Origin of the sequence: Streptomyces hokutonensis, assembly GCF_042751305.1 — a bacterium.
GTDB lineage: Bacteria > Actinomycetota > Actinomycetes > Streptomycetales > Streptomycetaceae > Streptomyces > Streptomyces hokutonensis_A.
On the sequence record NZ_JBHYWD010000005.1, the window covers coordinates 111,825 to 126,490 of the forward strand.

General features: G+C 69.9%; 12 protein-coding genes. 9 read left to right on the forward strand and 3 right to left on the reverse strand.

Translation table 11 applies throughout. The annotated features are described in order from the left end of the window. Positions 1-729: lysozyme (locus ACFXC1_RS15380; protein WP_381242871.1), on the forward strand; the 729-nt coding region annotated here is incomplete at its 5' end. 62 nt (positions 730-791) lie between these two features. Here ACFXC1_RS15380 and lon read toward each other — a convergent pair. Then, the gene (gene lon / locus ACFXC1_RS15385) at positions 792-3,212 is read right to left on the reverse strand and encodes an endopeptidase La (protein WP_381242873.1); all 2,421 of its coding nucleotides are present in this window, start codon (positions 3,210-3,212) and stop codon (positions 792-794) included. Positions 3,213-3,440: 228 nt separating this feature from the next. On the opposite strand from lon, the gene ACFXC1_RS15390 reads away from it, so the two are divergent. From ACFXC1_RS15390 to ACFXC1_RS15400, 3 genes are read left to right on the forward strand one after another with little or no spacing between them, the layout of a single operon-like run. Further along, positions 3,441-3,872 carry a DUF4259 domain-containing protein gene (locus tag ACFXC1_RS15390; RefSeq protein WP_381242875.1) on the forward strand — a complete coding sequence of 144 codons (432 nt, stop codon included), beginning with the start codon at positions 3,441-3,443 and terminating at the stop codon, positions 3,870-3,872. Next, entirely contained in the window at positions 3,869-4,108 is a 240-nt protein-coding gene (locus ACFXC1_RS15395) for a hypothetical protein (RefSeq protein ID WP_381242877.1), read from the forward strand. Before ACFXC1_RS15390 ends, ACFXC1_RS15395 begins: the two co-directional genes overlap by 4 nt. A gap of 29 nt (positions 4,109-4,137) precedes the next feature. Beyond that, positions 4,138-4,341: a hypothetical protein gene (locus tag ACFXC1_RS15400; protein WP_381242879.1), complete on the forward strand. Its 204-nt coding sequence runs from the start codon at positions 4,138-4,140 to the stop codon at positions 4,339-4,341. 228 nt (positions 4,342-4,569) lie between these two features. Here the strand turns inward: ACFXC1_RS15400 and ACFXC1_RS15405 are convergent, their stop codons facing one another. Next, positions 4,570-5,145, reverse strand: a complete 576-nt coding sequence (locus ACFXC1_RS15405) for a TIGR03086 family metal-binding protein (protein ID WP_381242881.1) — start codon at positions 5,143-5,145, stop codon at positions 4,570-4,572. A 140-nt stretch (positions 5,146-5,285) separates the two neighbouring features. On the opposite strand from ACFXC1_RS15405, the gene ACFXC1_RS15410 reads away from it, so the two are divergent. Next, on the forward strand, positions 5,286-6,770 hold the full coding sequence (locus ACFXC1_RS15410; RefSeq protein WP_381242883.1) for a sulfatase family protein: 1,485 nt from the start codon (positions 5,286-5,288) through the stop codon (positions 6,768-6,770). On the opposite strand, the gene ACFXC1_RS15415 is transcribed toward ACFXC1_RS15410, so the two are convergent. After that, a complete protein-coding gene (locus ACFXC1_RS15415) occupies positions 6,767-7,657 on the reverse strand; it encodes a rhomboid-like protein (protein ID WP_381242884.1) in 891 nt (296 codons plus the stop codon). The genes ACFXC1_RS15410 and ACFXC1_RS15415 overlap by 4 nt on opposite strands. A 166-nt stretch (positions 7,658-7,823) precedes the next feature. Between ACFXC1_RS15415 and ACFXC1_RS15420 the strand changes: the two genes are divergently transcribed. The 4 genes from ACFXC1_RS15420 to ACFXC1_RS15435 all read left to right on the forward strand — a co-directional run bounded on the left by ACFXC1_RS15420 (position 7,824) and on the right by ACFXC1_RS15435 (position 14,537). Further along, a complete protein-coding gene (locus tag ACFXC1_RS15420; protein ID WP_381242886.1) occupies positions 7,824-8,501 on the forward strand; it encodes a spermidine synthase family protein in 678 nt (225 codons plus the stop codon). 113 nt (positions 8,502-8,614) lie between these two features. Then, a complete protein-coding gene (locus ACFXC1_RS15425; RefSeq protein WP_019075191.1) occupies positions 8,615-9,355 on the forward strand; it encodes a response regulator transcription factor in 741 nt (246 codons plus the stop codon). Further along, entirely contained in the window at positions 9,352-10,458 is a 1,107-nt protein-coding gene (locus tag ACFXC1_RS15430; protein WP_381242888.1) for a sensor histidine kinase, read from the forward strand. The genes ACFXC1_RS15425 and ACFXC1_RS15430 overlap by 4 nt, the downstream gene beginning before the upstream one ends. A 281-nt stretch (positions 10,459-10,739) precedes the next feature. Further along, positions 10,740-14,537: a multifunctional oxoglutarate decarboxylase/oxoglutarate dehydrogenase thiamine pyrophosphate-binding subunit/dihydrolipoyllysine-residue succinyltransferase subunit gene (locus tag ACFXC1_RS15435; RefSeq protein ID WP_381242890.1), complete on the forward strand. Its 3,798-nt coding sequence runs from the start codon at positions 10,740-10,742 to the stop codon at positions 14,535-14,537. The last annotated feature ends 129 nt before the right edge of the window (positions 14,538-14,666 follow it).

A 14,666-nucleotide genomic window follows, 5' to 3' on the forward strand; every position in this document is an offset into this window, starting at 1 on the left:
CGCCCCGGGTGGCCCGCCGCCGCGCCTGCCCCCGTTTTCTTGGGATGGGGCGGCGGGCCCCCGGCCCCCCCGCCCGCGGCGCCCACCGCCCCCGGCCTCGCCGCCCAGACGGAAGGCGTCGACGTCAGCGGCCACCAGGGCGACGTGGCCTGGTCGACCCTGTGGAGCAGCGGGGTCAAGTGGGCCTACACCAAGGCGACCGAGGGCACGTACTACACGAACCCGTACTTCACCCAGCAGTACAACGGCTCCTACTCCGTCGGCATGATCCGCGGCGCCTACCACTTCGCGACGCCGGACACCACGAGCGGTGCCACCCAGGCCGACTACTTCGCCGACCACGGCGGCGGCTGGTCCAGGGACGGCCGCACCCTCCCCGGTGTCCTCGACATCGAGTGGAACCCGTACGGCGCCTCCTGCTACGGCAAGTCGGCTGCGGCGATGGTGAGTTGGATCGGCGACTTCCTGTCCAGGTACAAGTCCCGCACCGGCCGCGACGCGGTGATCTACACGGCGACGAGCTGGTGGACCTCCTGCACGGGCGACTACGCCGGATTCGCCGCCGCGAACCCGCTGTGGATCGCGCGGTACGCCTCGGACGCGGGGACGCTGCCGGCCGGGTGGTCGTACTACACGATGTGGCAGTACTCGTCGTCCGGCCCGACGGTCGGGGACCACGACGTGTTCAACGGGGCGCTGGACCGGGTGGTGGCCCTCGCCGACGGGTGAACGACGAAGGCCCGGGCCCCTCGTGAAAGGGACCCGGGCCTTCACCTGACCGGTGGCGTCCGTCACGCCGCCACCGGAACCTCCGGGCTCGCGCCGTTCGTCGCGGGCGACAGGGCCAGCTCCAGGACCTGGCGGACGTCCGTCACCGCGTGGACGTCGAGCTTGTCCAGGACCTCGGCCGGGACGTCGTCCAGGTCGGGCTCGTTGCGCTTCGGGATGATCACCGTGGTGACCCCCGCCTGGTGCGCGGCGAGCAGCTTCTGCTTCACCCCGCCGATCGGGAGGACCCGGCCGGTCAGGGAGACCTCACCGGTCATGGCCACGTCCGTACGGACCAGTCGGCCGGAGAGCAGGGACGCGAGAGCGGTCGTCATGGTGACACCCGCGCTCGGGCCGTCCTTCGGCACCGAACCCGCCGGGAAGTGGATGTGCACGCCCCGGTCCTTCAAGTCGGCGACTGGCAGCTCCAGTTCGGCTCCGTGCGAGCGCAGGAACGACAGGGCGATCTGCGCGCTCTCCTTCATCACGTCACCGAGCTGACCGGTCAGGGTCAGACCCGCCGCGCCCGTCTCCGGGTCGGCCAGCGACGCCTCGACGTAGAGGACGTCACCGCCCGCGCCGGTGACCGCGAGGCCGGTGGCGACACCGGGGACCGCCGTACGGCGCTCCGCCGGGTCCTGGGCAGACTCGGGCACGTGGTGCGGCCGCCCGATCAGCCCGCGCAGATCGGCGTCGGTCACCGTGAACGGCAGCTCCCGCTCGCCCAGTTCGTGCTGCGCGGCGATCTTGCGCAGCAGCCGGGCGATCGACCGCTCCAGGGTGCGGACACCCGCCTCACGGGTGTACTCACCGGCGAGCTTGCGCAGCGCGCTCTCGTCGATGACGACCTCGTCGTCCTTGAGCCCGGCCCGCTCCAGCTGGCGCGGGAGCAGGTGGTCACGGGCGATGACGACCTTCTCGTCCTCGGTGTAGCCGTCCAGCCGGACCAGTTCCATCCGGTCGAGCAGCGCCTCCGGGATGGCTTCGAGCACGTTGGCCGTCGCCAGGAACACCACGTCGCTCAGGTCGAGTTCGACCTCCAGGTAGTGGTCGCGGAAGGTGTGGTTCTGCGCCGGGTCGAGGACCTCCAGCAGAGCCGCGGCCGGGTCGCCCCGGTAGTCGGACCCCACCTTGTCGATCTCGTCGAGCAGGACCACCGGGTTCATGGACCCGGCCTCCTTGATGGCGCGGACGATACGGCCGGGCAGCGCGCCGACGTACGTACGCCGGTGACCGCGGATCTCGGCCTCGTCCCGCACACCGCCGAGCGCGACCCGCACGAACTTGCGTCCCATCGCGTGCGCGACGGACTCGCCGAGCGAGGTCTTGCCGACACCGGGCGGACCGACGAGGGCCAGTACGGCACCGCCGCGCCGCCCGCCGACGACACCCAGCCCGCGCTCGCTGCGGCGCTTGCGCACGGCCAGGTACTCGGTGATGCGCGCCTTCACGTCCTCGAGGCCGGCGTGCTCGGCGTCCAGGATCGCCTTGGCGCCCCGGATGTCGTACTCGTCCTCGGTCCGCTCGTTCCACGGGAGTTCGAGGACGGTGTCCAGCCAGGTGCGGATCCACGAGCCCTCGGGCGACTGGTCGGAGGAGCGCTCCAGCTTGTCGACCTCCTTGAGGGCGGCCTCGCGGACCTTCTCGGGAAGGTCGGCGGCCTCGACGCGGGCGCGGTAGTCGTCGGACTCCTCGCCGTCCTTGGCCGAGTCGCCGTTCAGCTCGCGCAGCTCCTTGCGGACGGCTTCGAGCTGGCGGCGGAGCAGGAACTCGCGCTGCTGCTTGTCGACGCCTTCCTGCACGTCCTTGGCGATCGTCTCGGCGACGTCCTGCTCGGCGAGGTGGTCGCGCAGGTGCTGGGTGGCGAGCTTCAGCCGGGCCACCGGGTCGGCGGTCTCGAGCAGCTCGATCTTCTGTTCAGTGGTGAGGAAAGGCGAGTAACCGGAATTGTCAGCGAGGGTGGACACATCATCAATGGCCTGCACGCGGTCGACGACCTGCCAGGCCCCCCGCTTGCGCAGCCACGCGGTGGCCAGCGCCTTGTACTCCTTCACCAGCTCGGAAACGGAGCCGGGCAAAGGCTCGGGCAGGCTCTCGTCGAGCGCGGTGCCCTCGACCCAGAGCGCGGCACCGGGGCCGGTGGTACCGGCACCGATCTTCACGCGGCTGCGGCCGCGGATCAGCGCACCCGGGTCGCCGTCGGCCAGCCGGCCGACCTGCTCGATGGTGCCGAGCACACCCGTGCTCGCGTAGGTCCCGTCGATCCGTGGCACCAGCAGGACCTTGGGCTTTCCGGGCTCGGACCGCGCGGCGGCCTGGGCGGCCTCCACGGCGGCGCGTACATCGGTGTCGTTCAGGTCCAGCGGAACCACCATTCCGGGCAGCACGACCTCGTCGTCGAGCGGCAGCACGGGCAGGGTGAGCGGTGTGGACGTCGAAGCCATGATCTCCCCTTAGGCAGTCAAGTTGAGCTATGCCGACTCAATGCTTGGGCGCCTTCGATTGTTCCCCACGGGTTGTTCGCCGTGAGCGATCAGAGGGAGGGGCTCGTCCTTCGTGCAGGCCAACACGGAAACGGGGTGGGGGCTTCCCGGAAGGACGTGGCACTTCGGCGGCCGGTGTCAGCGGCACCTGCCACGCTCCCCGGACACCATCACGATCAGGAGAGACACATGGGCACCTGGGACGTCGGCCCCTTCGACAACGACACCGCGGCGGACCGGTGCGGCAACCTCGACGACGCCTCCCCGGACGCACGTCGGGGCCTGGCGCGGGACACCCTGGCCCGAGCGGCCGACACCGCCGACCGCCTCGACGCGGACATCGGCGACGAAGCCGTCGCTGCGGCGGCCCTGCTCGCCGCGCAGTGCCCCGGCGGCGAGCCGGCCCACCCCCACTACGGCCCGAAACTTCCCGTCCCCGACCTCACCGGCCTACGCGCCCTCGCCCTCCGGTCCCTCGACCGCGTCCTGACCGAGCCGTCCGAACTCCTGGAACTCTGGGCCGAATCGGACGGCGACTCCTGGCACGCGACGGTCAACGGCCTCCGCAGCACGCTCGCACCCCACGTGATCCGACTCCCCACCACCGGAAGGTCCAGATGAGCTGGGACGTTCATCCCCTCCACCTGCCGGCCGACAGCACGAAGTCCTCACGGCCGTCGCCCGGGCCGAACCCGAAGCCGACCTCTCGGAACCCCACCTGGGGCGTTCTCAGCGCACTCGGCTACAAGGCGCTGGACTGTTCCACAGGAGAGCCGATCACTCCGCAGGGCAGCTCAGGCCGGCACGCCTTCCAGGATTTCCGCGACCGCGTGACCGGCGCCGCCGAACAGGGCTGAGCATCCGCGCCGAGTAGGCTCACGACGCCATGGAACAACTGCCCGAGAGCGTGGACCGGGAGATCCTGGAGCAGCGGATCATCTCTGCGCTCGCGACCATCCGCGAGACCCTGGGGTGCACCCTTCACCAGGCGCTCGATGTGTTCGCGGAGCGGTACGAGGAGCTCCGCCGTGATCGCCCGGACGACTTCGCCCTGAGTCGGGAGGAATACGGCCGAGGCTTCTATTCCTGAACCGGCCGATTTGGCTGGAGCGGGCCCGACCCGGACGCGCGGGGATGCTTGCCGCCCAGGGAGGGTGACGCGCGAAAGCGTGACACGCACGGCGGAAGCGTCACGCTTCTACAGAGGGGGTCCCGTCCAGTTGGGGGAGCGGCAACCACTCCCGTCGCTACACGGCCGCCCCGACCTCGAAGCTCCCTCACGCGTCCACGCACAGCTCCACGAGGGCGAGCCCCCGGATCAGGAGACCGAGCGCCCCAAGTAGGCCAGCAACTGTCCGTGCGGGGCCGCCCCGGGCGCGGGCCGGACCTCGGGGCCGAAGACGCCCGGCACACGGTACGCGTCGAAGCCGCCCATCCCCCGCATCACCGCCAGCAGCTCCTCGCACAACTCCTCGTCCACCAGCGCCCGTTGGTCCGTCGCGACCGCCAGGTCCACGCCGTGGACGCAGACCTCGGTGAAGTGGATCAGCGCGGCCATCGGGCCGGGCAGCGCGCCGAGCGAGATGTGGACGGTGGTATCGAGGGCACCGGGGCGGTTCCAGGCCGCCCGGTCGGTCTCGGCCGCCTCCGTGTACGCACCCCGGGGATCCGTGCCCAACCAGTCGGACTCGTGTTCAGCACCCGGGTCGGTGCCGTTCAGTTCGGCGGCGAAGATGCGCATCCCGCCCACCGTGTGGTTCAGCACCGCCCGGGCGTCCCACTCCACGCAGGGGGTCCGGTTCGTCCACTGGCCCTCGCCAACTCCCGCCACCACAAGGCCGGTTGCCGCCAGCGCCCGCTCGATCCGCCGTACCACCGCGACCGTCTCCGCCACTTGGACCTCCCCCGTCCAGGACCGCGCTCGGCTGTCCACACCATCGCTACACCCCCGCAACGGCATTCATAGGCAACTGCCGCAAACTGCAAGCGGATTCACAGCTGGGCGCGAGCCCACGCGGGGACACGGGGGACAATATGGACAAGGATCAGGAACCGCGCGGGCCCGGCAGGCGTACGGCCGTGGCGGGGGCCGCGGTGGTCGCCACGGCGGCCGCGATCCCCGTCGTCCTCCACGCGACAGAGAACGACAAGCACACCACCCCGGCCGAACCCGCCACCCCCGTACGGAACTTCGCCTCCCCCACTCCCCGCACCCGCGCCCGCGGCGACGACCGCCCCAACATCCTCCTCGTCGTCACCGACGACCAGCCCAAGGACACCGAGTGGGCGACCCCGGAGACCGTCGACTGGCTCGGCGGCCACGGCGTCACCTTCGAGCGGGCGCACGCCAACACCCCGCTGTGCGCACCCTCCCGTGCCTCGATCATGTCGGGCCGCTACGCGCACAACCACGGTGTCCTGGACACCCGCCACCCCTACCACCTGGACCAACACACCACCGTGCAGAGGCAGTTGCACAACTCGGGTTACCGCACGGGCCTGTTCGGCAAGTACCTGAACTACTGGCACACCGGCGACAACCCGCCCCACTTCGACGAGTGGCTGCTCCAGGAACCGGTGGCGTACTACAACGGCCACTACAACGACGGCGGGACCGTCCGGAACATCCCCGGCTACAACACCACCGTCATCAGGAACCGCGCCCTCGCCTTCCTGGAGAACTCCCGCACCGACCGGAGGCCGTGGTTCGCCTACGTCGCCACCCGCAGCGCGCACGAACTGAACATCCCGGAGAAGAAGTACGCCCACACGCGCGTCCCCGAGTGGCCGGGACGGCCGTCCGTCTTCGAGACCGACAAGGCCGACAAGCCGGCGTTCCTGCGCAGGGCGAAGCACGGTCTGGCCGCCGGACAGGCCCTGCGCGCCCGCCAGTTGAGGACCCTGCTGTCGGTGGACGACGCGATGCGCGACTTCCGCGACCAACTGCGGTCGCTCGGCCAGCTGGAGAACACGCTCGTGCTGTACACCAGCGACCACGGGCTGTGCTGGGGCGACCACGGCTGGCTGCGCAAGTCGGTGCCGTACCGGCCGAGTCTGGAGGTGCCGTGCCGGCTGTCCTGGCCGGCCCGGGGCCTCGACAGGGGCACTTCGGACGACCGTCTCACCGGTCACGTCGACCTCGCGCCCACCCTTCTCGACGCGGCCGGCATCACCCCGGACACCCCGCACGACGGCCACTCGCTCCTCGGCACCGCCGACCGGGACCATCTGCTCGCCGAGTGGTGGTGGAACCGGCAGGACAAGGAGCCGATCCACACCTGGGCGACGTACATCGGGAAGTCGGAGCAGTACACGGAGTACTACCGCACCCGTCTCGACAACGACGGCCGGCCCACGGACGGCGACGGCAAGGTGCTCTTCCGCGAGTACTACGACCTGCGCGCCGACCCCTACCAGCTCACCAACAAGCTGCGCGGGGCAACCCCCGCACAGGAAGCGCGACTTGGCATCCCGGCCCTGGCGAAGGGGCTGAACGCGGCCGGACGGGCCGGGAGTTAGGCCCGGGCCACCTCGACCCGGGCCACCTCGACCTGGGCCATCTCGACCGGAGCCAACCGGATCATCCGCCCGGCCCGCTGCCAGCGCCGTATCAACGGCCAGGTCGTGACGCCTATCGCGAGCGAGATCAGATGACCCCAGTTCGTCATGGGGTCGGTGAACGCGACCAGGTCCTCGACCAGCGTCCAGCCGAACAGGGCGAGCAGCGGCAGCCCGAGCCAGGGCCTGAGCAGACCCGCCAGCGCCCCGGTGCTCGCGGCGACGCCGAAGCTGATGCCGTAGTCGAGGCGGTGCAGCGAGGTGTCGGGCAGGTGCCCCGCCAACACGGCGAGCCCCACGGTGCCTTCGGTCGCGAGCGTGGCCAGGATGTGCCCGGTCAGGAAGACCCCGGCGGCCCGCGCCCCGCCGATCCGCCGCTCCAGCGCGGTCAGCACCAGCAGGAAGAGGATCGCGTACGGCGACATCACCCCGCCCACGATCCACAGCGCGCTGGCGACCAGCACCAGGAACGGGTCGCTGACGAGGTGGGTGACATCGGTGCTGGAGGCCTGGTGCAGCTGGTTGACCAGCGTGGGATCGGCGTACTGCGCGACGAGCGAGGTGACGACGAGCAGCGTGCCGTAGCCGAAGGTGAACGGCGTCCCGGTGGGCGTGGGCAGCACCCGCCAGGGACGGAGGAGACGCAGCAGGCCAGGGACGCGCGGTGCGCGGGGAACGGCAGGCGTGGACGCCGAGACGGACACCGCCGGCCGGGTCGACCCCCAGGCCGTTTCCACCACTTCGCGCTGTCTCGGCATCGCGTCCAGCAGAGAGGAGTCCTCCTCGGCCGAAGGCGCGCCCGAAGGCGTGGCGGAGACCTGGGTATCGGCCGTCGCGGTCCGTTCCACCGTGAGGGGCTCCTTCCGTTTCACCCCACCCTTCGCCGTCCCACCTGTCGCTGTCTATGACCGACGCCACGCGAGAGCCGATTCACAGCAACCTCAAAGGCTTCCTGCGCGTCCACAACGGGCCGGTCCCGCCGCCCGTTCCGGTGAAACTGCCAAAATGGACCGCATGACCACCGCGTACGACACTCCCGTTGTCCTGGACCGTCGCGAGGGCCCCTACGGCGAGGTGGTGCTGCGCCGGCACGGGGAGTTGCTGCAGATCATCGCCAACGGGTGCTTCCTGATGGACACCTCGGACGGGCGCTCGGAGCGGCTGCTGGTCGACGCCGCGTACGCCGCGCTCGACGGGCGCCCCCAACCGGACGTGCTGATCGGCGGGTTGGGCGTGGGTTTCTCGCTCGCGCACGCCGCCGCCGACCCCCGCTGGGGCCGGATCACGGTCGTGGAGCGGGAGCCCGCGATCGTCGAATGGCACCGCTCCGGACCGCTGGCGGCCCTCTCCGCGCCCGCTCTCGCCGATCCGCGCACCGACATTCTGAAAACGGATCTGGTCGCATTCGTCAATGAGACTTGCGCCACTTTCGACGCGCTCTGCCTCGACATCGACAACGGCCCCGACTGGACCGTCACCGACAGCAACGAAAACCTCTACTCACCGGCCGGACTGGCAAGCTGCGCAAGGGTGTTGAGGCCTGGAGGGGTGCTCGCGGTGTGGTCGGCACAGCCCTCTCCGGAATTTGAGCGAACACTATGGAATGCCGGGTTCCAGCAGGTGCGTACCGAAGAGATCCCCGTTGCCCGAGGAGTTCCCGACGTGGTGCACCTCGCCGTACGACCTGGATAGCAAACGGGTTGCCGCTGCCCGTACCCTGCTTGCCTGACGCGGATCATTCAAGCGTCAAGCGCAGTCATGGGATCACCCCACTGGTTCCGGAAAGCACACTTCAGGGGCGGGCGATGGAGCAGACACACACCTCCCACAACGGCACGGCCACGGCCACGCCGGGCGCGCAGCGCCGGGTGCTCGTGGTCGAGGACGACGCGACGATCGTCGACGCCATCGCGGCCCGTTTGCGCGCCGAGGGATTTCTCGTACAGACCGCGGGCGACGGGCCCTCGGCCGTCGACACCGCCGAGGCCTGGCAGCCCGATCTGCTGATCCTCGACATCATGCTGCCCGGCTTCGACGGCCTGGAGGTCTGCCGCCGGGTGCAGGCCGCCCGCCCGGTGCCGGTGCTGATGCTCACCGCGCGCGACGACGAGACCGACATGCTGGTCGGACTCGGGGTCGGCGCCGACGACTACATGACCAAGCCGTTCTCGATGCGGGAGCTGGCCGCGCGGGTGCACGTCCTGCTGCGCCGGGTGGAGCGTGCCGTGGTGGCCGCGTCCACCCCGCGCTCGGGCATCCTGCGCCTCGGCGAGCTGGAGATCGACCACGCGCAGCGCCGGGTACGGGTGCGCAGCGAGGACGTACACCTCACGCCCACCGAGTTCGACCTGCTGGTCTGTCTGGCGAACACCCCGCGTGCCGTGCTCTCCCGCGAGCAGCTGCTCGCGGAGGTCTGGGACTGGGCGGACGCCTCCGGCACCCGTACCGTCGACAGCCACATCAAGGCGCTGCGCCGGAAGATCGGCGCCGAGCGGATCCGCACGGTCCACGGCGTCGGCTACGCACTGGAGACACCAACGCCATGAACGAAGGGCCGACGTCACGGAGGAGCCCCGGGGAACCCTGGGGCGGCGTACGCCCGTTCTCGATCAAGACCAAACTGGGCGCGCTGGTCGTCATCTCGGTGCTCATCACCACCGGGCTGATGATGATCGCCATGCGCACGGCGACGGAGCTGCGCTTCATCACGGTCTTCTCGATGATCGCCACACTGCTGATAACGCAGTTCGTGGCCCATTCGCTCACCGCGCCGCTGGACGAGATGAACACGGTGGCCCGGTCCATCTCGCGCGGCGACTACACGCGCCGGGTACGCGAGAACCGCCGCGACGAACTGGGCGACCTGGCCGAGACGATCAACGTCATGGCCGACGAGCTGGAGGCCCAGGAGCGCCAGCGCAAGGAACTCGTCGCCAACGTCTCGCACGAGCTGCGCACCCCCATCGCGGGCCTGCGCGCCGTACTGGAGAACGTCGTCGACGGCGTCTCGGCCGCCGACCCGGAGACCATGCGGACGGCGCTGAAGCAGACCGAGCGGCTCGGACGGCTCGTCGAGACGCTGCTCGACCTCTCCCGGCTGGACAACGGCGTCGTACCGCTGAAGACCCGCCGCTTCGAGGTGTGGCCGTATCTCTCGGGCGTGCTCAAGGAGGCCAACATGGTCGCCTCCGCGCGCGCGGGCATCGCGTCCGGCTCGGGCAGCCACACGCGTACGGACGTCCATCTGCACCTGGACGTCTCCCCGCCGGAGCTGACCGCGCTCGCGGACCCGGAGCGCATCCACCAGGTCGTCGCCAACCTGATCGACAACGCGGTGAAGCACAGCCCGGCGCACGGGCGCGTGACGGTGAAGGCGCGGCGCGGATCGCTGCCCGAGTCGCTGGAGCTGGAGGTCCTGGACGAGGGGCCCGGCATCCCGAAGGCGGAGTGGGCGCACATCTTCGAGCGGTTCAACCGGGGAGCGGTGAGCGCGCCCCACGGACCCGGCAGCGACGGCGGTACGGGCCTCGGTCTGGCGATCGCCCGCTGGGCGGTGGACCTGCACGGCGGCCGGATCGGTGTGGCCGAATCCGACCGCGGCTGCAGGATTATCGTCACCCTTCCGGGACTGTCATCCGTGCCGAGTTGACGTAAAGTTCGAACCGGAGCCACAAGATCCACGGCGGTCCGCGCTGACGGACACGTGTGATCAGGCACAAGCCCGCGCCGTTCGCGCGCCCGGCCCGCACCAAGACGCCCCCTCTGCAGCGGAACCACGCTTGTTTCCCGCCATTTCAGCCCCCGAAACACACTTTCCGATGTGACTTACACGACGATGGACCGGCCCGACCTGACCTTCGTGGTCATGGGGGCGTAGCCTTAATTCCCGCTGTCCATCACCTTGTGAAGCGGAAGAGGGCGGTTGCCGCCGTGTCGTCACAGTCCCCCAGTAACTCGACCATCTCGACCGAGTCCGACCAAGCCGCGGGTAAGAATCCCGCGGCGGCGTTCGGTCCCAACGAGTGGCTCGTCGACGAGATCTATCAGCAGTACCTCCAGGATCCGAACTCGGTCGACCGAGCCTGGTGGGACTTCTTCGCCGACTACAAGCCGGGCGCGGCTGCCGCCCCGACCTCGACTTCGGCGGGTACTGCGGCCGCGGGGGCCGCAGGGCCCACCACTCCCCCGGCCGCGCCCGTAGCCCCGGCCGCTCCTGCCGCACCCGCGGCTCCGGCGGTTCCCGCGCCGGCGCCCGCAGCGGCCGCTCCGGCCCCGGCTCCCGTAGCCGCTCCGGCGAAGGCCCCTGCTCCGGCTGCCTCCTCGCCGAAGAAGGCCGAGCCGGCCACCGAGGCCCCCGCCGGCCCCGAGTACGTGACGCTGCGCGGCCCCGCCGCCGCGGTCGCGAAGAACATGAACGCCTCGATCGAGGTGCCCACCGCCACGTCGGTGCGCGCGGTCCCGGTCAAGCTGCTCTTCGACAACCGCATCGTCATCAACAACCACCTGAAGCGCGCCCGGGGCGGGAAGATCTCCTTCACCCACCTCATCGGCTACGCGATGGTGCAGGCCATCAAGGCCATGCCGTCGATGAACTACTCCTTCGCGGAGAAGGACGGCAAGCCGACCCTGGTCAAGCCGGAGCACATCAACTTCGGTCTCGCCATCGACCTGGTGAAGCCCAACGGCGACCGCCAGCTCGTCGTCGCCGGCATCAAGAAGGCCGAGACGCTGAACTTCTTCGAGTTCTGGCAGGCCTACGAGGACATCGTCCGCCGCGCCCGCGACGGCAAGCTGACGATGGACGACTTCTCCGGGGTGACGGTCTCCCTGACCAACCCCGGCGGCCTCGGCACCGTCCACTCGGTCCCGCGTCTGATGCCCGGTCAGTCGGTCATCATGGGCGTCGGATCGATGGACTACCCGGCGGAGTTCCAGGGCACGAGCCAGGACACCCTGAACAAGCTCGGCATCTCGAAGGTCATGACGCTCACGTCGACCTACGACCACCGGGTCATCCAGGGCGCCGCCTCCGGCGAGTTCCTGCGGATCGTCGCGAACCTCCTGCTCGGCGAGAGCGGCTTCTACGACGAGATCTTCGAGTCGCTGCGCATCCCGTACGAGCCGGTCCGCTGGCTCAAGGACATCGACGCGTCGCACGACAACGACGTGACGAAGGCCGCCCGCGTCTTCGAGCTGATCCACTCCTACCGGGTCCGCGGCCATGTCATGGCCGACACCGACCCGCTGGAGTACCGCCAGCGCAAGCACCCCGACCTGGACATCACCGAGCACGGCCTCACCCTGTGGGACCTGGAGCGGGAATTCGCGGTCGGCGGCTTCGCCGGCAAGTCCCTGATGAAGCTGCGCGACATCCTCGGTGTGCTGCGCGACTCGTACTGCCGCACCACCGGCATCGAGTTCATGCACATCCAGGACCCGAAGCAGCGCAAGTGGATCCAGGACCGCATCGAGCGCTCGCACTCCAAGCCGGAGCGCGAGGAACAGCTGCGCATCCTGCGCCGCCTGAACGCGGCGGAGGCCTTCGAGACCTTCCTGCAGACGAAGTACGTCGGCCAGAAGCGCTTCTCCCTCGAGGGCGGCGAGTCCGTCATCCCGCTCCTCGACGCGGTCATCGACAGCGCGGCCGAGTCTCGCCTCGACGAGGTCGTCATCGGCATGGCCCACCGCGGCCGCCTGAACGTGCTCGCGAACATCGTCGGCAAGTCGTACGCCCAGATCTTCCGCGAGTTCGAGGGCAACCTCGACCCGAAGTCGATGCACGGCTCCGGCGACGTGAAGTACCACCTGGGCGCCCAGGGCACCTTCACCGGCCTGGACGGCGAGCAGATCAAGGTCACCCTCGCGGCGAACCCGTCCCACCTGGAGACGGTCGACCCGATCATCGAGGGCATCGTCCGCGCCCGCCAGGACATCATCAACAAGGGCGGCACGGACTTCACGGTCCTGCCGCTCGCCCTGCACGGTGACGCGGCCTTCGCGGGCCAGGGCGTCGTGGCGGAAACGCTCAACATGTCGCAACTGCGCGGCTACCGCACCGGCGGCACGATCCACATCGTCATCAACAACCAGGTCGGCTTCACGGCCGCCCCGGAGTCGTCCCGCTCGTCGATGTACGCGACGGACGTGGCGAGGATGATCGAGGCCCCGATCTTCCACGTGAACGGCGACGACCCGGAGGCCGTGGTCCGTGTGGCCCGCCTGGCCTTCGAGTTCCGTCAGGCGTTCAACAAGGACGTGGTGATCGACCTCATCTGCTACCGCCGCCGCGGCCACAACGAGTCGGACAACCCGGCCTTCACCCAGCCCCTGATGTACGACCTGATCGACAAGAAGCGCTCGGTGCGCAAGCTGTACACCGAGTCCCTCATCGGTCGCGGCGACATCACCCTCGAGGAAGCCGAACAAGCCCTCCAGGACTACCAGGGCCAGCTGGAGAAGGTCTTCACGGAGGTCCGCGAGGCGACGGCCCAGCCGGGCGCGGCGCCGATGGCGGACCCGCAGGCGGAGTTCCCCGTCGCGGTCGGCACGGCCATCTCCACGGAGGTCGTCAAGCGGATCGCCGAGTCCCAGGTCAACATCCCGGAGAACTTCCACGTCCACCCGCGCCTGCTGCCCCAGCTGCAGCGCCGGGCGACGATGGTCGAGGACGGGACGATCGACTGGGGCATGGGCGAGACGCTCGCGATCGGCTCCCTGCTCCTCGAGGGCACCCCGGTCCGCCTGTCCGGCCAGGACTCCCGCCGAGGCACCTTCGGCCAGCGTCACGCGGTCCTCATCGACCGCCAGACGGGCGAGGACTACACCCCGCTCCAGTACCTCTCCGAGGACCAGGCCCGCTACAACGTCTACGACTCGCTCCTCTCCGAGTACGCGGTCATGGGCTTCGAGTACGGCTACTCGCTGGCCCGCCCCGACGCACTGGTGATGTGGGAAGCGCAGTTCGGCGACTTCGTCAACGGCGCGCAGTCCGTGGTCGACGAGTACATCTCGGCGGCGGAACAGAAGTGGGGCCAGACGTCCGGCGTAACCCTGCTCCTCCCCCACGGCTACGAGGGCCAGGGCCCGGACCACTCCTCGGCCCGCGTGGAGCGCTTCCTGCAACTCTGCGCGCAGAACAACATGACGGTCGCGATGCCGACCCTCCCGTCGAACTACTTCCACCTCCTGCGGTGGCAGGTGCACAACCCGCACCACAAGCCGCTGGTGGTCTTCACCCCGAAGTCGATGCTGCGTCTCAAGGCCGCCGCGTCGAAGACGGAGGAGTTCACGACCGGTCAGTTCCGCCCGGTCATCGGCGACGATACGGTGACGGACCCCGCGGCCGTCCGCAAGGTCGTCTTCGTCACGGGCAAGCTGTACTACGACCTGGAGGCCGAGCGTGCCAAGCGCGGCACCACGGACGTGGCGATCATCCGCGTCGAGCGCCTGTACCCGCTGCCGGGTGCGGAGCTCCAGGCGGAGGTCAACAAGTACCCGAACGTCGAGAAGTACCTGTGGGCCCAGGAGGAGCCGGCCAACCAGGGCGCCTGGCCGTTCATCGCCCTCAACCTGATCGACCACCTGGACCTCGCGGTCGGCGCGGACGTTCCTCACGGTGAGCGACTGCGGCGGATCTCCCGCCCGCACTCGTCGTCTCCGGCGGTGGGGTCCGCGAAGCGGCACCAGGCCGAGCAGGAGCAGTTGGTGCGGGAGGTGTTCGAGGCGTAACCGCCCCGAACAACCGCACGCGGCCGGGGGGGGCGCCCCCCCCGGGGGGGGGGGCGCGGCGGCGGGTGGGGCCGCATACGATGTCACCAGTGGATTTCCCGACCGGCGCAAGAAGCTAAAGAGAAGAGG

Excerpts from the sequence above, each read along its gene's own strand:
- lon (WP_381242873.1), bottom strand. The coding sequence starts at position 3,212 with ATGGCTTCGACGTCCACACCGCTCACCCTGCCCGTGCTGCCGCTCGAC.
- ACFXC1_RS15390 (WP_381242875.1), top strand. The coding sequence starts at position 3,441 with ATGGGCACCTGGGACGTCGGCCCCTTCGACAACGACACCGCGGCGGAC.
- ACFXC1_RS15395 (WP_381242877.1), top strand. The coding sequence starts at position 3,869 with ATGAGCTGGGACGTTCATCCCCTCCACCTGCCGGCCGACAGCACGAAG.
- ACFXC1_RS15400 (WP_381242879.1), top strand. The coding sequence starts at position 4,138 with ATGGAACAACTGCCCGAGAGCGTGGACCGGGAGATCCTGGAGCAGCGG.
- ACFXC1_RS15410 (WP_381242883.1), top strand. The coding sequence starts at position 5,286 with ATGGACAAGGATCAGGAACCGCGCGGGCCCGGCAGGCGTACGGCCGTG.
- ACFXC1_RS15420 (WP_381242886.1), top strand. The coding sequence starts at position 7,824 with ATGACCACCGCGTACGACACTCCCGTTGTCCTGGACCGTCGCGAGGGC.
- ACFXC1_RS15425 (WP_019075191.1), top strand. The coding sequence starts at position 8,615 with ATGGAGCAGACACACACCTCCCACAACGGCACGGCCACGGCCACGCCG.
- ACFXC1_RS15430 (WP_381242888.1), top strand. The coding sequence starts at position 9,352 with ATGAACGAAGGGCCGACGTCACGGAGGAGCCCCGGGGAACCCTGGGGC.